Annotated in this window: 15 protein-coding genes; 7 read left to right on the forward strand and 8 right to left on the reverse strand. The window is 58.5% G+C overall.

From position 1 onward, the window contains the following. Positions 1-4: 4 nt before the first annotated feature. Genes D1224_RS11655 through D1224_RS11670 form a run of 4 tightly spaced genes read right to left on the reverse strand, consistent with a single transcriptional unit; the run spans position 5 to position 5,468 of the window. The gene (locus D1224_RS11655; RefSeq protein WP_119380125.1) at positions 5-1,513 is read right to left on the reverse strand and encodes a Ppx/GppA phosphatase family protein; all 1,509 of its coding nucleotides are present in this window, start codon (positions 1,511-1,513) and stop codon (positions 5-7) included. Then, on the reverse strand, positions 1,510-3,708 hold the full coding sequence (locus D1224_RS11660; protein ID WP_119380126.1) for an RNA degradosome polyphosphate kinase: 2,199 nt from the start codon (positions 3,706-3,708) through the stop codon (positions 1,510-1,512). The genes D1224_RS11655 and D1224_RS11660 overlap by 4 nt, the downstream gene beginning before the upstream one ends. Positions 3,709-3,735: 27 nt before the next feature. Beyond that, the gene (locus tag D1224_RS11665; RefSeq protein ID WP_119380127.1) at positions 3,736-4,446 is read right to left on the reverse strand and encodes an HdaA/DnaA family protein; all 711 of its coding nucleotides are present in this window, start codon (positions 4,444-4,446) and stop codon (positions 3,736-3,738) included. A 5-nt stretch (positions 4,447-4,451) separates the two neighbouring features. Beyond that, the gene (locus tag D1224_RS11670; protein WP_147372380.1) at positions 4,452-5,468 is read right to left on the reverse strand and encodes a hypothetical protein; all 1,017 of its coding nucleotides are present in this window, start codon (positions 5,466-5,468) and stop codon (positions 4,452-4,454) included. A 111-nt stretch (positions 5,469-5,579) separates the two neighbouring features. Here D1224_RS11670 and purM point away from each other — a divergent pair, with 111 nt between their 5' ends. Together purM and purN are read left to right on the forward strand one after the other, a co-directional pair. After that, a complete protein-coding gene (purM, locus tag D1224_RS11675; RefSeq protein ID WP_119380274.1) occupies positions 5,580-6,605 on the forward strand; it encodes a phosphoribosylformylglycinamidine cyclo-ligase in 1,026 nt (341 codons plus the stop codon). Next, positions 6,602-7,195, forward strand: coding sequence for a phosphoribosylglycinamide formyltransferase (purN, locus tag D1224_RS11680; protein WP_119380129.1), 594 nt, complete (start codon positions 6,602-6,604; stop codon positions 7,193-7,195). The genes purM and purN overlap by 4 nt, the downstream gene beginning before the upstream one ends. Here purN and D1224_RS11685 read toward each other — a convergent pair. Together D1224_RS11685 and ndk are read right to left on the reverse strand one after the other, a co-directional pair. Continuing rightward, positions 7,173-7,613, reverse strand: coding sequence for a BLUF domain-containing protein (locus tag D1224_RS11685; protein ID WP_119380130.1), 441 nt, complete (start codon positions 7,611-7,613; stop codon positions 7,173-7,175). The two genes, purN and D1224_RS11685, sit on opposite strands and share 23 nt — an antisense overlap. 127 nt (positions 7,614-7,740) lie before the next feature. Further along, positions 7,741-8,163, reverse strand: coding sequence for a nucleoside-diphosphate kinase (ndk, locus tag D1224_RS11690; RefSeq protein ID WP_119380131.1), 423 nt, complete (start codon positions 8,161-8,163; stop codon positions 7,741-7,743). A 147-nt stretch (positions 8,164-8,310) separates the two neighbouring features. Between ndk and D1224_RS11695 the strand changes: the two genes are divergently transcribed. Continuing rightward, complete coding sequence (locus D1224_RS11695; RefSeq protein WP_119380132.1) at positions 8,311-8,499, forward strand: hypothetical protein; 189 nt, start codon at positions 8,311-8,313, stop codon at positions 8,497-8,499. On the opposite strand, the gene D1224_RS11700 is transcribed toward D1224_RS11695, so the two are convergent. Further along, positions 8,496-8,966, reverse strand: coding sequence for a DNA polymerase III subunit chi (locus D1224_RS11700; protein ID WP_119380133.1), 471 nt, complete (start codon positions 8,964-8,966; stop codon positions 8,496-8,498). The genes D1224_RS11695 and D1224_RS11700 overlap by 4 nt on opposite strands. A 131-nt stretch (positions 8,967-9,097) precedes the next feature. Between D1224_RS11700 and D1224_RS16500 the strand changes: the two genes are divergently transcribed. Then, positions 9,098-9,268: a hypothetical protein gene (locus D1224_RS16500; protein ID WP_182482272.1), complete on the forward strand. Its 171-nt coding sequence runs from the start codon at positions 9,098-9,100 to the stop codon at positions 9,266-9,268. Here D1224_RS16500 and D1224_RS11710 read toward each other — a convergent pair. Beyond that, positions 9,256-10,722 (reverse strand): leucyl aminopeptidase, encoded by a 1,467-nt coding sequence (locus D1224_RS11710; RefSeq protein WP_119380135.1) that lies wholly within the window; start codon positions 10,720-10,722, stop codon positions 9,256-9,258. The genes D1224_RS16500 and D1224_RS11710 overlap by 13 nt on opposite strands. A gap of 97 nt (positions 10,723-10,819) precedes the next feature. Between D1224_RS11710 and D1224_RS11715 the strand changes: the two genes are divergently transcribed. The 3 genes from D1224_RS11715 to topA all read left to right on the forward strand — a co-directional run bounded on the left by D1224_RS11715 (position 10,820) and on the right by topA (position 15,706). After that, complete coding sequence (locus D1224_RS11715) at positions 10,820-11,935, forward strand: LptF/LptG family permease (RefSeq protein ID WP_119380136.1); 1,116 nt, start codon at positions 10,820-10,822, stop codon at positions 11,933-11,935. Continuing rightward, the gene (locus tag D1224_RS11720; RefSeq protein WP_119380137.1) at positions 11,935-13,053 is read left to right on the forward strand and encodes an LptF/LptG family permease; all 1,119 of its coding nucleotides are present in this window, start codon (positions 11,935-11,937) and stop codon (positions 13,051-13,053) included. Before D1224_RS11715 ends, D1224_RS11720 begins: the two co-directional genes overlap by 1 nt. A gap of 70 nt (positions 13,054-13,123) precedes the next feature. Next, positions 13,124-15,706, forward strand: a complete 2,583-nt coding sequence (gene topA, locus D1224_RS11725) for a type I DNA topoisomerase (RefSeq protein WP_119380138.1) — start codon at positions 13,124-13,126, stop codon at positions 15,704-15,706. Positions 15,707-15,709 lie beyond the last annotated feature (3 nt).

Here is a 15,709-nt window from a genome sequence, read left to right on the forward strand (position 1 = left end):
ACGACTAGCCAGCCTGTTCGGCTGTCACGATTTGCGCATCGAGATCCACAAAGGTGGCCAGCTGCTCGAACCGCTTCTTTACGGTGCCAGAGATCATGTCTTCACTGCCGGGCTCTACCTCCAGAACAAGTTTCGACTTGGACGCCTTCAGCTTTACTTGTTTGAGTAGTGGTGCCGAGCGCCCGGAATAAACTGCGCCAAGCCGCATCGCCGCTCCCATGATACGAGCGAGCTGATCATCAGATTCCAGTCCCAGTCGCGCGAACGGCTTCGGTCTCTGGAACTTGTGTGTGTAGCGTGCACCTGTCGCGTGCGCGAGCAGCACGCGTTCATCATGCGTAATACCGCGAATGGGCGAGCGCAGGATCAAGTAATAGGCCATGTCAGCCCGGTGGTCGGGATGAAAACGTCCGCCACAGTCAGCCATCAGACAAGCAGCTCGAAACAGGCGTTGGCGAGAGTGGGAGCGCGGCAGGACTGGCCTAATAAACTGGTACAAAGCCTCCCCGAAAGCCATCTGGGATGCTTCAAGCCTAAGGAATGCAATCGTTCCGTCGATAAGTGCATCGCCAAACGGCTCGCGCATCGTTTCGAAAAGCAGCTTTTCGCCTCGATCGAAGAGAACGCCCTCGCGCAGGCCGTTTGCGGAGATCAGGACTTCCTTGAACCCACCCGCATCAAAAACTTCATCAAGGACGAGCGCGGCATGAATGATCGTGTCATACCGGCGTCCGACCAGACTGGAAATGCGCCCGGCCAGTTCCTTATCACGTTGCGTCGCGAGCACTGTGCGCACAACCGAGCGAAGCGCCGGCCCCGTCATCCTGTAACCATGCAGGATGGCAAGCGGGTACGCCTTGATGTCCATATGAATGCCGGCCAGGGCGCGCCATGAGCCGCCCACCGCATAAAGCCTTCGATGCCCCTGATTCAGGAGCTCTGAGGACTTCAGGACTCTTCGAATGGCTTTGCGCCGCTCGGCCGGCTTGGCTTCATCTCCCCGCGGCATGGAAAACGGACCAAGCTTATGGGTTTCACCCTGCCCGTCCTGCCCGGCTGCAGAGATTGGCTGGAATTCGAGGCTGGAGCCGCCAAGATCACCGACCAACCCCTCTGGCTGGTCGAACCCTGTACGCACGCCAAGGGCCGATAGACGGCCCTCTTCAGGTCCCGGGAGAATACGAAGGCGCGCACCGAGTTCGGTCGCGGCCATGCGCGCAAACTCCGGCCCGTCTTCAGCATCCCGCACAGCTGCTGTCGCCACCGCCGTCACCTGCGTGACGCCGAGGCCGGTCAGGATCGCGCGATAGCGGCGAATGGCGGCCACAGCATCGACGACCCCTTCCGCGGACAGCCGCCCGGTCTCTGGCAGGCCGCGTCCCAGCCCGGCCAGAACCTTCTCGTTGAAGTATGGAAGCGCCGCAGCGCCTGTCACCTCGTAGATTACGAGCCGAACGGAGTTAGAGCCGATATCGACAACGGCAGCTTTCTCAGGCTGCAGCGCTAGCCTCATTTAGAGCCTCGCTTTTTTGGCGCGAGTCTCGGAGGGATCGACACGACCAGCGCATTGCCGCGTCCGGATAGCGAAGGATTTTCCATGAAGTACCGGTGAGCGCTGAAGCCCTTGCCGCGTTCTGGCGGGCGGAGGCGGTGAAACTCACCATCTCCGTCCATCTCCCAGCTTTGCTCGTCGTCATTGAGGTTGGCGATCATGATCTGGTTCAAGACCTGACGGTGTACTGTGGGGTTTTCCACCGGCACAAGCGCCTCAACGCGCCGCTTCAGGTTGCGCTGCATCCAGTCTGCTGACGAAATCCAGACCTTCGCTCGGGCCGATGGCAGGTATTCGCCATTGGCAAAGCAAACGATCCGGGAATGTTCGAGGAAGCGGCCAATCAGACTTTTGACCTGAATGTTTTCGGACAGTTCGGGCACGCCGGGGCGTAAGCAGCATATGCCGCGCACAACAAGGACGATGGGCACGCCAGCCTGGCTCGCACGGTAGAGCGCATCAATGACGTCCCCATCGACCAGCGAGTTCATCTTTGCCCAGACCCCGCTTGGTTTTCCTGCTTTCGCATTTTCAGCTTCCTGATCAATCATATCAATCAGGTAGGACTCGAGTGTGCGCGGCGACATCGCGATCTTTTCGAAATCTGGTGCGTTCTCAGGAGGTTCGCGATAAGCCGTGATGTAGTTGAACAGCTTGTTTGCGTCGCGGCCAAGGGCCGGATCCGAGGTGAAGAGCGACAGGTCTGTATAAATCCGGGCCGTCACCGGATGGTAGTTGCCCGTACCGAAGTGCGTGTAGGACACGAGCTTGCCGCCTTCACGGCGCACCACCAGCGAAACCTTTGCGTGGGTTTTGTAGTCCAGAAAACCATACACGACCTGAACACCAGCCCGTTCCAGATCGCGGGCAAGACGCAGATTGGTTTCCTCATCAAAGCGCGCCTTGATCTCAACGAGGGCGGTGACATTCTTGCCCATTTCGGCCGCTTCCTGAAGCGCCGCCACGATGGGAGAGTTTAGCGTGGTGCGATAGAGGGTTTGCTTGATTGCAACGACGTCCGGATCGATCGCGGCCTGGCGAATAAACTGGATTACGACATCAAACGATTCGTACGGGTGGTGGACGACGAAGTCTTTCGCCTTGATCGCGGCAAAGCAGTCGCCGCCCATTTCACGGATACGCTCGGGGTAGCGTGGTTCATACGGTTTGAACTGCAGGTCCATCCTGTCTTCGACGATCAGTTCGGACAGGTTTTTCATACCAAGAAGACCATGAAGAATCATGACGTCGCGAGGCTCGGAGCCAATCTCGCGTGTGATGAACTTCTCGAGTTCTTCAGGCGCATCACCGTCGATGTGAATGCGTACAATCCGGCCGCGCCGACGTTGCTTCAGCAAAATCTCGAACTCGTGGATGAGATCTTCTGCTTCTTCCTCAATCTCGATGTCGCTGTCGCGGACGATACGGAACACGCAATGTCCCAGCGAACGGTAGCCGGGAAAAAGCATGTTCATGAAAGTCGCGATTACGCTTTCAAGGCGCACAAACCGTATCGACTGTCTGTTCCGGTCCGGCAGGCGAATGAAGCGCGGTGAAAATGCCGGCATGGGCACGAGCCCGACCATCGCCTCGCCAGAATTCTCAGGCGCAAGCTGGAACGCGACCGCAAAGCCCAGATTCGGGATGAATGGAAATGGATGCGCCGGGTCGACGGCTTGCGGCGTCAACATCGGGAAGATATGGCTTTCAAAGTGATCGCGCAGCCAGCCAAGATCGGTTTTGGTAAGCTCACCGATCTTTTTTACTTCTATTTTCTCGTGATCGAGCAGCGCGCGAAGCTCTCGCCAGCAGGCCTGCTGCGACTCCATCAGCTTGGCAGACTGTGTTTCGATGGCCTCCAGCTGTTGCGACGGGATCATACCGTCCTGACTGGTGCGCACGACACCAGCCCGGAGCTGCTCGCGCAGGCCCGCATATCGGACCATAAAGAATTCATCGAGATTGTTCGCCGAGATCGACAAGAAACGAAGACGCTCAAGCAAGGGATGAGACACGTTGTGCGCCTCTTCGAGCACACGCTCGTTGAATTTCAACCAGGACAGCTCTCTGTTGAGAAAGCGCTGGGGCTGCGCAATCCAGGACTTCGCAAGCCGCACTGACGTCTTAGCTTCGGGCCTTGTTTCGGTCGTGCTCATCGACTGCCTCTCGTATGCCCTACCTATCTAGTCTTCAAATAGAGGGCGCGTGCCGTCCATCTCGTCCAGGATCTCACGGGCAAGAGGGACTGTTACCTCACGCCCATCACTCATTTCGTGAAGATTTTCCACGAAGTTTTCTATTGCCGCATAGCTGCGCTCTAGCCTGATGATCAGATAGGATTCTACTTCATCCGGCAGCTTCAGATAGCGGCGTTTCATTGCAGCCCTGAGACGGATCGACATCATATCATCATCGGGGGGGCCAAGCTCGATCAGTGTCATTGCGCTGAGTCGCGACTGAAGGTCTGGCAAGCGCGTGCGCCATCGCGCTGGTGGCAACCGTCCCGTCAACAGCAAGGAACCGCCATGACTGGCAGAGAGATTTATGAGCGATAGAAGGTTGTCGTCATTTTCAACAAGGTCAGCGCGGTCGACAGCAACAGGTGTACGCGCGATTGCGTCAATCTTCTTGTGTGAGAGCTTGGAAAGCGCCTTCGCGCCCAGCATCGCACCACCGGCCAGCTCACACCAGGCCTGAGCAGCCGTTGTGAGACCGGAGAGTTCATCGCCGACCAGACAAAAAGCAGCGGTCCGCCAGTCAGGCCAGCGCTTCAGGAGCGCAAGCGCGGTCCTGTTGGCATCGGTAACCGCCAGCGTGTCCAGCGTGTGCCCCTGGCCCGGGAATTCGAACTTGAGCTGACGGCTCTTCCGTTGGGGATGGTCCGTACGAGACACCAGGGCTAGCTCGGCGCGCGCGTTACCGCTGAGGTCATCACCCAGCCCAAATCATCAGCGTCCGCCGTCACACCGCGTTCGCGCAGGCCTGAGATGAACTTGTCGCGCTCGCCAGCGTAAGCGAACCGAACGACGGCTCCCTGACGGGAAAGACCGATAATCTCGAAACCAAACACTAGCGGCGAACGCGCCAGCGCACTTCGTAGCGAGTTCCATTCTGGAAGCGATGTAAACAGAACGGTCGCCTCGACGGGAGTGCGTTCGCCCGAACGAATGATTGCTGAGCGTTTCCATACAGTGTCGAGCAGGTCGGCTGCGTTCTCTGCGGCCGCCTCCAGCGTCGCAGAAGAACCGGTTGTGCCGAGATCGGTCTCACCCGCAGCGGTCACGCTAATCAGGCGGACCCGGTAGCTACCCGCATCGCCAAGCAGTTCAGCCTTGATCGCGCGGCGGGCATTTGCCGCCATGACGTCGCCCTGCATTTCCTGCCATGCCGAGGACGACGTGGCCGACGTGCCGCGTGAAGTTTCAAACGGCGCCAGGCGTCCGCGCGAAGAATTTGGCCAGGCGGAATTCCACGCAACCGCGTTCGCAGAGCTACGCACCGGGAATACGACGGATTTCGGCGCGAGTTGGTCGATATACGGAATGGACCGCTCATCAAGGAATTCGCGTACATTGGTCGGATTATAGACGACGGCGAGTTTGCCGACATATTTGCCGCCGCCGCGCTCTTCTTCTTCTACATCAACAGCTACGGCTAAACGGTTCGCCAGCGCGGCGCTGACCGCGCCTGACGAAAGCTTGCCGGAGCGGTCCTCCGGAAGCGTAAGGCGCTCGAAGAGCCTGTAGGCACCTTTGACACGCGCGGAGGCAAAGGCTTCCTGCTGGGCCTGGATCACACTGCCAGCGGTTTCTTCGACTTCGATCTCACGGATCGTGTAGATATCGCGCAGCTGGGCCGCCGCCGTGCCTGCTACGAAAAATACCACAGCAAACATCAGAAGGATTCGTCTGGTCATTTGGTCGCCTTTCCGACTCCGGTTCGAAATGTCCTTAGCAAGGCCGTAGGCACGATGGAACCGCCATGTCCGGCTGGCCGAATATTCATCCACATGGTAACGCGCTTCCCCATGACTTCAAAAGACAAACCCTCCCTCTCCTACAAGGATGCAGGTGTCGACATTGAGGCGGGCGAACGCCTTGTCGATGCGATCTCTCCATTGGCCAAGGCAACCCGCCGTGCAGGCGTCATGGGCGGTCTTGGCGGCTTCGGCGCTCTCTTCGACCTGAAGAAGGAGAACTGGAGGGACCCGATCCTCGTCTCAGGGACAGATGGTGTGGGCACCAAGCTCATGCTGGCCTTCGAGACCGGCATTCATAACACGGTCGGCATCGACCTCGTAGCCATGTGCGCGAATGATGTGCTGGCACAGGGGGCGGAGCCGCTTTTCTTCCTCGACTATTTCGCCTGCGGCAAGCTCGATGCGGGTATTGCCGAAGCGGTTGTGTCAGGCATCGCGGAAGGTTGCCGACAGGCAGGTTGCGCCCTAGTCGGCGGCGAAACGGCTGAAATGCCTGGCATGTATCCACCCGGCCACTACGACCTTGCGGGGTTCGTCGTTGGCGCTGTTGAGCGCGCGAATGTGCTGCCTCGCTTTGCAGAGATGAAGGCAGGCGACGTCCTGATCGGCGTCGCTTCGTCCGGCCCACACTCCAATGGCTATTCACTGATACGCCGCATCGTTGAGCGAACGGGCCTCGGCTGGGATGCAACTGCCCCCTTCGCGGACAAGCCGCTCGGCGACGCGCTGCTCACGCCTACCCGCCTTTATTCCCATGCCGCCCTGCCGCTTATCCGAAATGATCGGATCAAGGGGCTCGCCCATATCACGGGCGGCGGCCTGACTGAAAACGTCCCGCGCATGCTGCCTGATGACCTGACACCCCGCTTTGATCGTGCAGCGTGGCCGCTTCCGGATATTTTCCGCTGGCTGCAGGAAGAAGGAAATGTCGCCGAGGATGAGATGCACCGGACCTTCAATATGGGTATCGGCCTCGTTTTTGCGGTCGCGCCCGACCAGGTTGATCGCGCGATTGCAGAGCTTGAAGCGGTTGGCGAAAGCCCCATCATCATTGGTGACATCGTTCCCGCATGAGACGGCTCAATCTTGGCATCCTGATTTCTGGCCGAGGCTCCAATATGGAAAGCCTGCTACGAGCCTCGATCCATGAAGCCTACCCGGCGAAACCGAGGCTGGTAATCGCAAACAAAGAAGGAGCTCCCGGGCTTGACGCCGCGAAGCGGTTCGGGATTGGAACAGCGCTCATTCCGCACCGGCAGTTCGATGATCGCCGCGCCTTCGAAGAGGAGCTGCATAAAGCGCTCGTCCGGCACGAAATTGAAATCGTCGCGCTTGCAGGCTTCATGCGCGTGCTGACGCCTTGGTTTGTCGGCAAATGGGAAGGCCGGATGGTGAACATCCATCCATCGCTTCTACCTGCCTATCCAGGTCTTGATACCCATGCGCGGGCGATCGCGGCAGGTGAGAGCGAGGCTGGCTGTACAGTGCACTGGGTCAGCGAAGGCGTCGATGAAGGCGCGATTATCGGCCAGGCCCGCGTGCCCGTGAAAGCAGGCGATACCCCAGATAGCCTTGCCGAACGTGTTCTGATCGCCGAACATGAGCTTTATCCGCGCGCCCTGGCCGATGCGTGCCGAATGATTACTGCACCGTCAGCGCACTGAAACTGTCGAGCAACGCGCGCAGATAGACGTCCATAGCCCAACGATCAGAGTCGGCAGGCTTGTCGGCGAGGCGCGTCGCGCACTCGACGATGTCTGCAAGCTGGCGCACTTGCCCGCGTTCCAGGTCTCGCCCGGCCCGGTAAGCCAGCGGCCACCCCGGAAACAGCCGGCCCGGCACATCATCATGAAAAATCACGTGGCAGTTTTCGTGTCGCCAGTCCCGCCGGATACGCGCAAAGGAGCCGCGCACTGCTGCTTCATCACCTTCAATGACTTGTAGGCAAAACTGGTCCTGTTGAATCAGAAGTCCTGTGATCGCCGCCCTGCGGTTATGATCCCGCGCCGCCGCGAGAAGATCATAAAGCGCATCACCGTGAAGCGACGGTCGGGCTTTCGAAAGATAGATCAAACGTTTCAACGGCGCGGATCCTCCAGGCTACGACGAATCAACTATCGCGCGACAATGGTTAATTTGCGTTTACCAAACAAAAGGGCCCTCTCGCTTGCGACGAGAGGGCCCTCAATTCATCGATGCTGATGAGCGTTTAGCCCGTGATGTCAGCTTCGGAGAAGAACTGGCGGATCTCGATGGCAGCGTTCTCTTCGCTGTCAGAACCGTGAACCGAGTTCTCACCGATCGACTTTGCGTAGAGCTTTCGGATGGTGCCCTCTTCAGCGTCTGCCGGGTTGGTTGCGCCCATGACATCGCGATGAGCTTTGACGGCATTCTCGCCTTCGAGGACCTGAACGACGACTGGGCCTGAGGTCATGAAGTCAACGAGTTCACCGAAGAATGGACGCTCCTTATGAACTTCGTAGAAACGCTCGGCTTGCTCACGGGTCATCTTGATACGGCGCTGGCCGATGATGCGGAGGCCTGCCTTCTCGATGACAGCGTTCACGGCACCGGTCAGGTTACGCTCGGTGGCGTCCGGCTTGATGATCGAAAAAGTACGTTGGATAGCCATGAATGGCTCCTTCAATGGTCTTGATTGGTGTGAAACTCTCGCGCGGCCTATAGCGAGCAGGCTGCAGTCGGGCAACTCTTGCTGACAGGCTGGCCTTGAGCGACTAGGTTCAAGCCAGATTGCCGCGTGAGAAAAGGATTTCGGGCCATGATCGGTATTTTCAGATTGATGATAGCACTGGCCGTTCTGATTTCGGCAATCTACGCGCTCATCTGGCTCTGGACAGGCACCATTCCCGCCTACGGAGCAGAGATCATGGGGACGCTCGGCATTCTCACCATCGTTTCGTTGATCATATTGTTGATATCGAGGCCAAATAGCCCGCCAAAGGCCTAGCCGGCCTCTTTCCAGCCGCCCTGGTCTGTCTGCTGAAAGTAGCGGGTGGTGAGCCCTGCATCAGACGCCGCCTTATACATCTTGCGCGCCTTGTTGCGTACCGGCGTATCACCATCGTCGAACATCACCATGCACCGCGTATAAGACGCGTTGACCGGCATATCTGCCCCGTCCATCAATAGTGCGACGGCAGCCTCATTCAGGTTATCAGGCTTCTCAGCGATCAGGACCGGCTGACGCGCCGGGTCCAGGCCTGCTGCCTCAGCCTGTCCATGAGGCAGGAAACTCTGGTCATCGTACGTCCAGAGCGCCGCGTCCAGCGCCCCGCGACGACGGATATCGGGGCTGACGGCGAGCACGCGCCAGCCCCGCTCCAGACATTTCTCCAGCAGAGGCCCGGCCGCCTGCTCAAGCGTTGTGCGCTTGAGGTGATAGAACCACCATTCAGGTTTGCTGGTTTCACTCATGAACGGGCCTCAAACTGACTGAAGGCGTACAATTCGCGAAGCGTGAGGTCAGCGCATTGTTGGTTGAATGGCCACCCCCCGCAATCAGGTAGGTATTTGTATGGGTCAATTTCGAATGCGGAGGGAACGGTATGTCCCGCCGCAGCCATCTCCATCAAAGTCCAACCAAGCTCGTCATCGTCTATCCGCAGGTCTTTGTAGAGCCAAGTGTCGCGCGTGCACGCATCACCAGTGACGTCGCCGAAGGCCGCAACAAATTCCTCGAGTGTTACGGCCTTCTTCATGTCAATCAGCCCTCGTAATTGTCGGCGATCCAACGATCGAGCAGGCGCGGGCCGAATCCAGATGCCCAGCTCGGGTCGAGCGGCGACTTCTCGGTCTCGACCCAGGCAACGCCTGCAATGTCGAGGTGGGTCCAGGCCTGACCTTCATTGATGAAGCGCTTTAGGAACTGCGCCGCCGTGATGGAGCCGGCAGACTTACCGCCAATATTCTTCATGTCAGCGAATTGCGATTTCAGCTGTCGGTCATACTCAGGACCGATTGGAAGGCGCCAGACGCGTTCCCCTTCGTAGAGGCCCGCCTTGGTAAGCTGTTCGGCCATCTCGTCACTGTCGGTGAAGAGACCTGCATGATGATGGCCGAGCGAAACTACGATCGCGCCGGTCAGCGTCGCAAGATCAACGATGGATTTTGGCGTGAACTCCTTCTGGGCGTACCAGAGCACGTCAGCGAGCACGAGACGACCTTCGGCGTCGGTGTTCTGGACTTCAATAGTCTGACCAGATGCCGAGGTGAGGATATCGCCCGGACGAATTGCGTTACCGTCAGGCATGTTCTCAACGAGGCCGACCAGACCGACCACGTTTGCCTTGGCCTTGCGCTTGGCGAGCGCAAGCATGGCGCCGGTGACGGCGGCTGCACCACCCATATCGCCGCGCATTGCTTCCATACCCGGGCCAGGTTTCAGTGAGATGCCGCCAGTGTCAAAGCACACACCCTTGCCGCATAAAGCCACTGGTGCGTCCCCATCCTGGCCGCCCATCCACTTCATGATAGCGAGCTTGGATTCCTTCACGGACCCCTGCCCGACGCCGAGCAGCGAACCCATACCCAAGGCTTCCATCTCTTTCTCACCAAGCACTTCGACCTCAAGTCCGTGCTTCTCGAGTTCCTTGATGCGATCAGCAAAGCTTGCCGGATAGAGAATATTCGGCGGAAGGTTCATCAGGTCCCGCGCCATGAACGTACCGTCTGCGGCTGCGTCAAGTGGTGCCCATTTGTCTGCGGCAGCTGAAACGTCGCCAGCGACAAGCGTGAAGGTCTCAAGGCTCGGCTTGTCATCATCCTTCAGTTTCGTGAAGTAATGATCGAAGCGATAGGAGGCGAGCTTAGCGCCAATCGCGACCCGCGCCGCAAACTCAGCGTCATCGGCATACAGAGCGAGCGATTTAAAACCGCTGCCAGCCTGACTTTTGACCAGCAGCGCGCCGATCTTCTCCTGAGCGCGTGCGTCGCGGTCGGCTGGCTTGCCACCACCGATCAGGACGGCGCGGCGGGCAGACGCCCCTTTCGGCAGGACAACGACAGCTGTCTGGCCATGCTTGCCAGTAAAGCGCTTCTGCTCGAGCGCCTCGCTCAAAAGACCGCCGCTTGATTCGTCCAGCGATGCGGCTGCGCCCGGCAGGCCACCGTCCTGATCGACAACAAATGCGACAATTTCGGTTTCTGCTTGTTCAGCGAATGTGATTTTCATGAATAAACTCCGTTTGACGCGAAAACTAAGCATCGACGCGCGCCAATCAACTCGCTAGGCAGGGCGACGCACACAAAAAACTGTTTTCCAAGGCGCAATGAAACTCATTCAGAGCTATCTTTTCAGGCAAGTGTTTCGCTCTGTCTTGATCATTGTCGGCGGCTTGACGCTTCTGGCGATCCTGGCTCAAGGCCTGTCGCAGACTGATATCATTGTCGAAAATCGCCAGTCGGCCCTCACGTACTTCACCATCGTTGCGCTTGGCGCGCCGCAGGTGATTGCGCTTCTCACTCCGCTTGCTGTGTTCGTCGCTACTATCTGGTCTCTCAACAAGCTCCACCGCGACAATGAGGTTGTTGTGGCTGGCGCAGCCGGGATGACCCGCTGGGACATCGCCTCGCCCATTCTCCGCCTCGCCGTACTCGCAGCCATTGTCCACCTCGGCGTCAATCTGTGGGTTCAACCGACTGCCCAGCGTCTGTTACGCGAAACTGTACAGGACGCCCGTACTGATCTGGCGACATCGCTGGTCCGCCCCGGACAATTCACCACCGCAGGAGAAGGCCTCACAGTTTTCGCCCGGGAATCGCGCGGCGGTGACCTGATCGGCGTGCTGATTTCAGACAATCGCGCGACCGAAACCGATTCGCGTGATTACCTCGCCCAACGTGGACGTTTTGTCGAAGTCGATGGCGTACCGAGCATCATCATGTGGGAAGGGCAGATACATCAAGTCGACGAAAATGGAGCTCTGTCGGTCTTGAACTTCGACCAGTCGACCTTCGATCTGACACCTTTCGTCGATGATAACGCTGCCGTCGTCCTTAAGGCGTCCGACCGGTATCTTCACGAGCTCCTTTATATCGACACGACCAGCTATCAGGAGCTACAGGATCAGGAAGCCTTCCTTTCCGAAGCCAATGCGCGCCTTACGACACCGCTCGTCTCGATCGCTATGGCTCTCATTGCGATAATGGCGGTACTTGGCGGCGATTTCAGCCGGCGAGGCTATTCCCGACGTATTGCTTTCGCCACCGGCGGCGCGCTCCTGCTCGTAATCGTCCAACTGGTCGTTCAGTCCGCCAGCCGCAATAGTATCGGCGCGAATATCGCGCAGTGGCTTGTTCCACTCGGCACGGCGGCTGCGCTTTCGCTCATCTTCTTCAAGTGGCGGCTAACTGTGCCGTCACGCACACTGGGGGCGGCGCACTGATGTTCATGACCCGCATCCAGAGATACATCATCTGGCAGCTCTTCACCGGACTCGCTCTCGTACTGGCAATCTTTACGGCCACCATCATGCTGGTCGATGTAGTCGAACAGCTTCGTACCGTTGGCGGCGATGTCAGTCTCTCGCCGCTGGAGGCAGTCGGCCTTTCTTTCATGAAGCTTCCGGGCCTGATCGAGCAGACCCTGCCCTTTGCCGTCCTGGTCGCGGCCATGATTGGGTATAATCGCCTGAACACGCGCTCTGAGCTCTCAGTCATCCGGGCTAGCGGCTTGTCAGCCTGGGAATTCCTGGCCCCGGTCATGGTGCTCGCCGTCGCGCTTGGTCTGTTTTCCATGATGGTGCTCAACCCGCTCGGCGCGCGCCTTTCCAGCCAGTTCGAACAGTCTCGTAATTCAATCCTGATTACCGGGGGTGTGCGCGTTGATTCCAGCCGCGAAGATGTCTGGCTACGCCAGGGCGACGGCAATTCACAGATCGTGATCAGCGCCCAGTCGGTCGATGAAACCGGACAGATTTTCCAGGATGTGAAGATGATCGAGGAAAGCCGCGTCTTTCAGGACGGGCGCCCCACCGACCGCTATGAGTTCGTTCGTCGAATCGATGCTCAGCGGGCCCGTATCACTGATGGTTTCTGGCAAATCGAGACCCTTGTCGAGAACCTTCCGGGCCGGTCACCCGAGAAGATGGACACGCTCGCCATTCCGACAGATCTCGATCCGGACAGACTGCTTGACCGGTTCACCTCTCCCAACACGATTGGCTTCTGGCGCCTACCCGGCTTTATCCATCAGACGAGTCAGGCAGGCCTCGACTCTTCCCGGTTCAAGGTTCGCCTCTATGGCCTGACGGCAATGCCGCTCTTCTTTGCAGCGATGGGCCTTATCGGCGCGCTCGTATGCCTGCGCCTGTCCCGGCTTGGCGGGACGAGCCGACTGGTCGCAACCGGTGCTCTGGCTGCAGCTGGTGTCTTTTTTATAATGCAGTTCTCATCCAGTCTGGGTGCTTCCGGTGCCCTGCCGCCGCTTATCGCGGCATGGGCACCTGCGGTCTTTGCGCTCTTCGCCAGCCTGGCTGTTCTGGCATATCGCGAAGACGGATGAGAAACCGCGGACCTGTTGACACTGGCCGCCACCGCACACAAGTTCCGCCGCGCTCTGGAGGTCACCCTATATGAAAGTTGTCGTTGTCGAGTCGCCGGCAAAAGCGAAGACGATCAACAAGTATCTTGGCAAGGACTACAAGGTTTTCGCCTCGTACGGCCATGTCCGTGATCTTCCGTCGAAGGATGGCTCTGTCGATCCTGACAATGACTTCGAGATGGTCTGGCAGGCCGACTCTAAATCAGCAAGCCGTATTCGCGACATCGCCGAAGCGACAAAGTCTGCGGACAAGCTCATCCTCGCAACTGACCCTGATCGCGAAGGAGAAGCGATCAGCTGGCACCTTCTGGAAGCGCTCGAAAAACGCAAGGCGCTGAAAGGCATCCCCGTTGAACGGGTCGTCTTCAACGCGATCACCAAGAATGCGGTGACCACTGCGATGGAACAACCGCGCGAGATCGACCAGGAACTGGTCGATGCCTATCTCGCCCGCCGCGCGCTTGATTACCTTGTCGGCTTCAACCTCTCGCCGGTTCTCTGGCGCAAGCTTCCAGGGTCTCGATCTGCTGGCCGCGTGCAGTCGGTCGCCCTTCGGATCATCTGCCAGCGCGAACTGGAAATTGAGACCTTCCAGCCGCAGGAGTACTGGTCGATCGAGGCGGACCTGCGCGCCAAGGATGGCACGAGCTTCAAAGCACGTCTGCACGCCCTTGATGGCGACAACCTCAAGAAGTTCTCTCTGCCTGATGAGAAGAGCGCGACGGCCGCGCTCGAAGCGGTGAAGGTCGGCGGCTACACCGTTAGCTCTGTTGAATCGAAGCCGGTCAAACGCAATCCGCCGCCGCCATTCATTACCTCGACCCTGCAGCAGGAAGCCTCTCGCAAGCTTGGCTTTACCGCCAAGCGTACGATGGGCGCCGCGCAGAAACTCTACGAGGAAGGTCGCATTACCTATATGCGGACCGACGGCATCAATATGGCCGAAGAGGCCTATCACGCCTCGCGCAAGCAGATCGAAAGCGATTATGGTGCCCGCTATCTGCCCGAGAAGCCACGTCGCTATTCCTCTAAAGCGAAAAACGCTCAGGAAGCCCACGAAGCCATTCGCCCGACGGACTTCTCTATCCGCCCCGAAGAGTATCGTGGCGACGGCGACCTGAAGAAACTTTACACGCTGATCTGGCGCCGTGCTGTCGCATCACAAATGGAAGCGGCCGTCTTCGAACGTACGACCCTCGACTTCATGTCTAAGGATAACCGCGCCCAACTTCGCGCATCCGGCCAAGTCGTCCAATTTGATGGCTTCATCAAGCTCTACACCGAGGGCAGAGATGATGGCGATGAAAACGAGGACGCTGAAGGCCGCCTGCCGAAGATGAAGGACAGCGACCACGCCGACCTGATCGAAGCGAAGTCTGACCAGCACTTCACTCAGCCCCCACCGCGTTTCACAGAAGCCTCGCTCGTCAAACGCCTCGAGGAGCTCGGCATCGGTCGCCCTTCGACCTATGCGTCCACCCTGTCGACGCTGGAAGATCGCGACTATGTTCGCCTCGACAAGAAGCAGCTGATCCCTGAGGACAAGGGCCGTCTGGTCACCGCCTTCCTTGAGAACTTCTTCGCCCGCTACGTCGAGTATGACTTCACCGCAGAGCTTGAAGAGCAGCTGGACATCATTTCCGATGGCAAGCTGGACTGGAAGGCTTTCCTTCGTGAGTTCTGGGTTCAGTTTCAGGCCGCGATCGCGGAGACAAAAGAGCTTCGTGTTACCAACGTCTTGGACGCGTTGAATGAGGCGCTCGGCCCTTACGTTTTTCCGAAGACGGACGAGAACGGCAATCCGAAAGAGAACCCGCGCGAATGTCCGCTTTGCGGTGAAGGCGAGCTTTCATTGAAGCTTGGCCGACATGGCGCCTTTGTTGGCTGTTCGCGCTACCCGGACTGCAAGTTCACCCGCCCCTTCTCTGCCGACAGTGAACAGGAAGGCGCCATCAATCCCGAAGGCGAAGAGCTCGGCCTGCACCCAGAAACGGGCGAACCAGTGTTCCTCAAGACAGGCCGCTTCGGTCCCTATGTGGAGATGGCCGCTGGCGGAGAAGACAAGCCGAAGCGAACCAGCGTGCCGAAGGGGTGGGAACCGAAATCACTGACGCTCGATCAGGGCGTGAAGCTCTTGTCGCTGCCGCGCGATGTGGGCGAGCACCCTGACGATGGCGAAATGATTCGCGCCAATCTTGGCCGATACGGTCCTTATGTGCAGCACCAACGCACCTTCGCGAATGTTCAGACGATCGAGGAATTGTTCGACATAGGCCTCAACCGTGCCGTCTCTCTGATTGAGGACAAGAAGGCCAAACGCGGCGGTGGACGCGGCGCGACGCCTCTCAAGGAGCTCGGCAAACACCCGGCCGACGAGGAACCGATTCACGTCTATGAAGGGCGCTATGGTCCCTATGTGAAACACAAGAAAACGAACGCGACCCTGCCAAAGGACGTCACCCCCGAGACGGTTACGCTGGAGCAGGCCGTTGAGTTGATTGATGCCAAGGCGAAAAAGCCTGCCAAGAAAAAGGCACCAGCCAAAAAGAAGCCTGCCGCAAAGAAAAAGCCCGCAGCGAAGAAAACGACGAAGGCCAAAAGCGATGACGCTTAAGCG

This window comes from Henriciella barbarensis (assembly GCF_003576345.1).
GTDB lineage: Bacteria > Pseudomonadota > Alphaproteobacteria > Caulobacterales > Hyphomonadaceae > Henriciella > Henriciella barbarensis.

Excerpts from the sequence above, each read along its gene's own strand:
- D1224_RS11655 (WP_119380125.1), bottom strand. The coding sequence starts at position 1,513 with ATGAGGCTAGCGCTGCAGCCTGAGAAAGCTGCCGTTGTCGATATCGGC.
- D1224_RS11660 (WP_119380126.1), bottom strand. The coding sequence starts at position 3,708 with ATGAGCACGACCGAAACAAGGCCCGAAGCTAAGACGTCAGTGCGGCTT.
- D1224_RS11670 (WP_147372380.1), bottom strand. The coding sequence starts at position 5,468 with ATGACCAGACGAATCCTTCTGATGTTTGCTGTGGTATTTTTCGTAGCA.
- purM (WP_119380274.1), top strand. The coding sequence starts at position 5,580 with ATGACTTCAAAAGACAAACCCTCCCTCTCCTACAAGGATGCAGGTGTC.
- purN (WP_119380129.1), top strand. The coding sequence starts at position 6,602 with ATGAGACGGCTCAATCTTGGCATCCTGATTTCTGGCCGAGGCTCCAAT.
- ndk (WP_119380131.1), bottom strand. The coding sequence starts at position 8,163 with ATGGCTATCCAACGTACTTTTTCGATCATCAAGCCGGACGCCACCGAG.
- D1224_RS11695 (WP_119380132.1), top strand. The coding sequence starts at position 8,311 with ATGATCGGTATTTTCAGATTGATGATAGCACTGGCCGTTCTGATTTCG.
- D1224_RS11700 (WP_119380133.1), bottom strand. The coding sequence starts at position 8,966 with ATGAGTGAAACCAGCAAACCTGAATGGTGGTTCTATCACCTCAAGCGC.
- D1224_RS16500 (WP_182482272.1), top strand. The coding sequence starts at position 9,098 with ATGTCCCGCCGCAGCCATCTCCATCAAAGTCCAACCAAGCTCGTCATC.
- D1224_RS11710 (WP_119380135.1), bottom strand. The coding sequence starts at position 10,722 with ATGAAAATCACATTCGCTGAACAAGCAGAAACCGAAATTGTCGCATTT.
- D1224_RS11715 (WP_119380136.1), top strand. The coding sequence starts at position 10,820 with ATGAAACTCATTCAGAGCTATCTTTTCAGGCAAGTGTTTCGCTCTGTC.
- D1224_RS11720 (WP_119380137.1), top strand. The coding sequence starts at position 11,935 with ATGTTCATGACCCGCATCCAGAGATACATCATCTGGCAGCTCTTCACC.
- topA (WP_119380138.1), top strand. The coding sequence starts at position 13,124 with ATGAAAGTTGTCGTTGTCGAGTCGCCGGCAAAAGCGAAGACGATCAAC.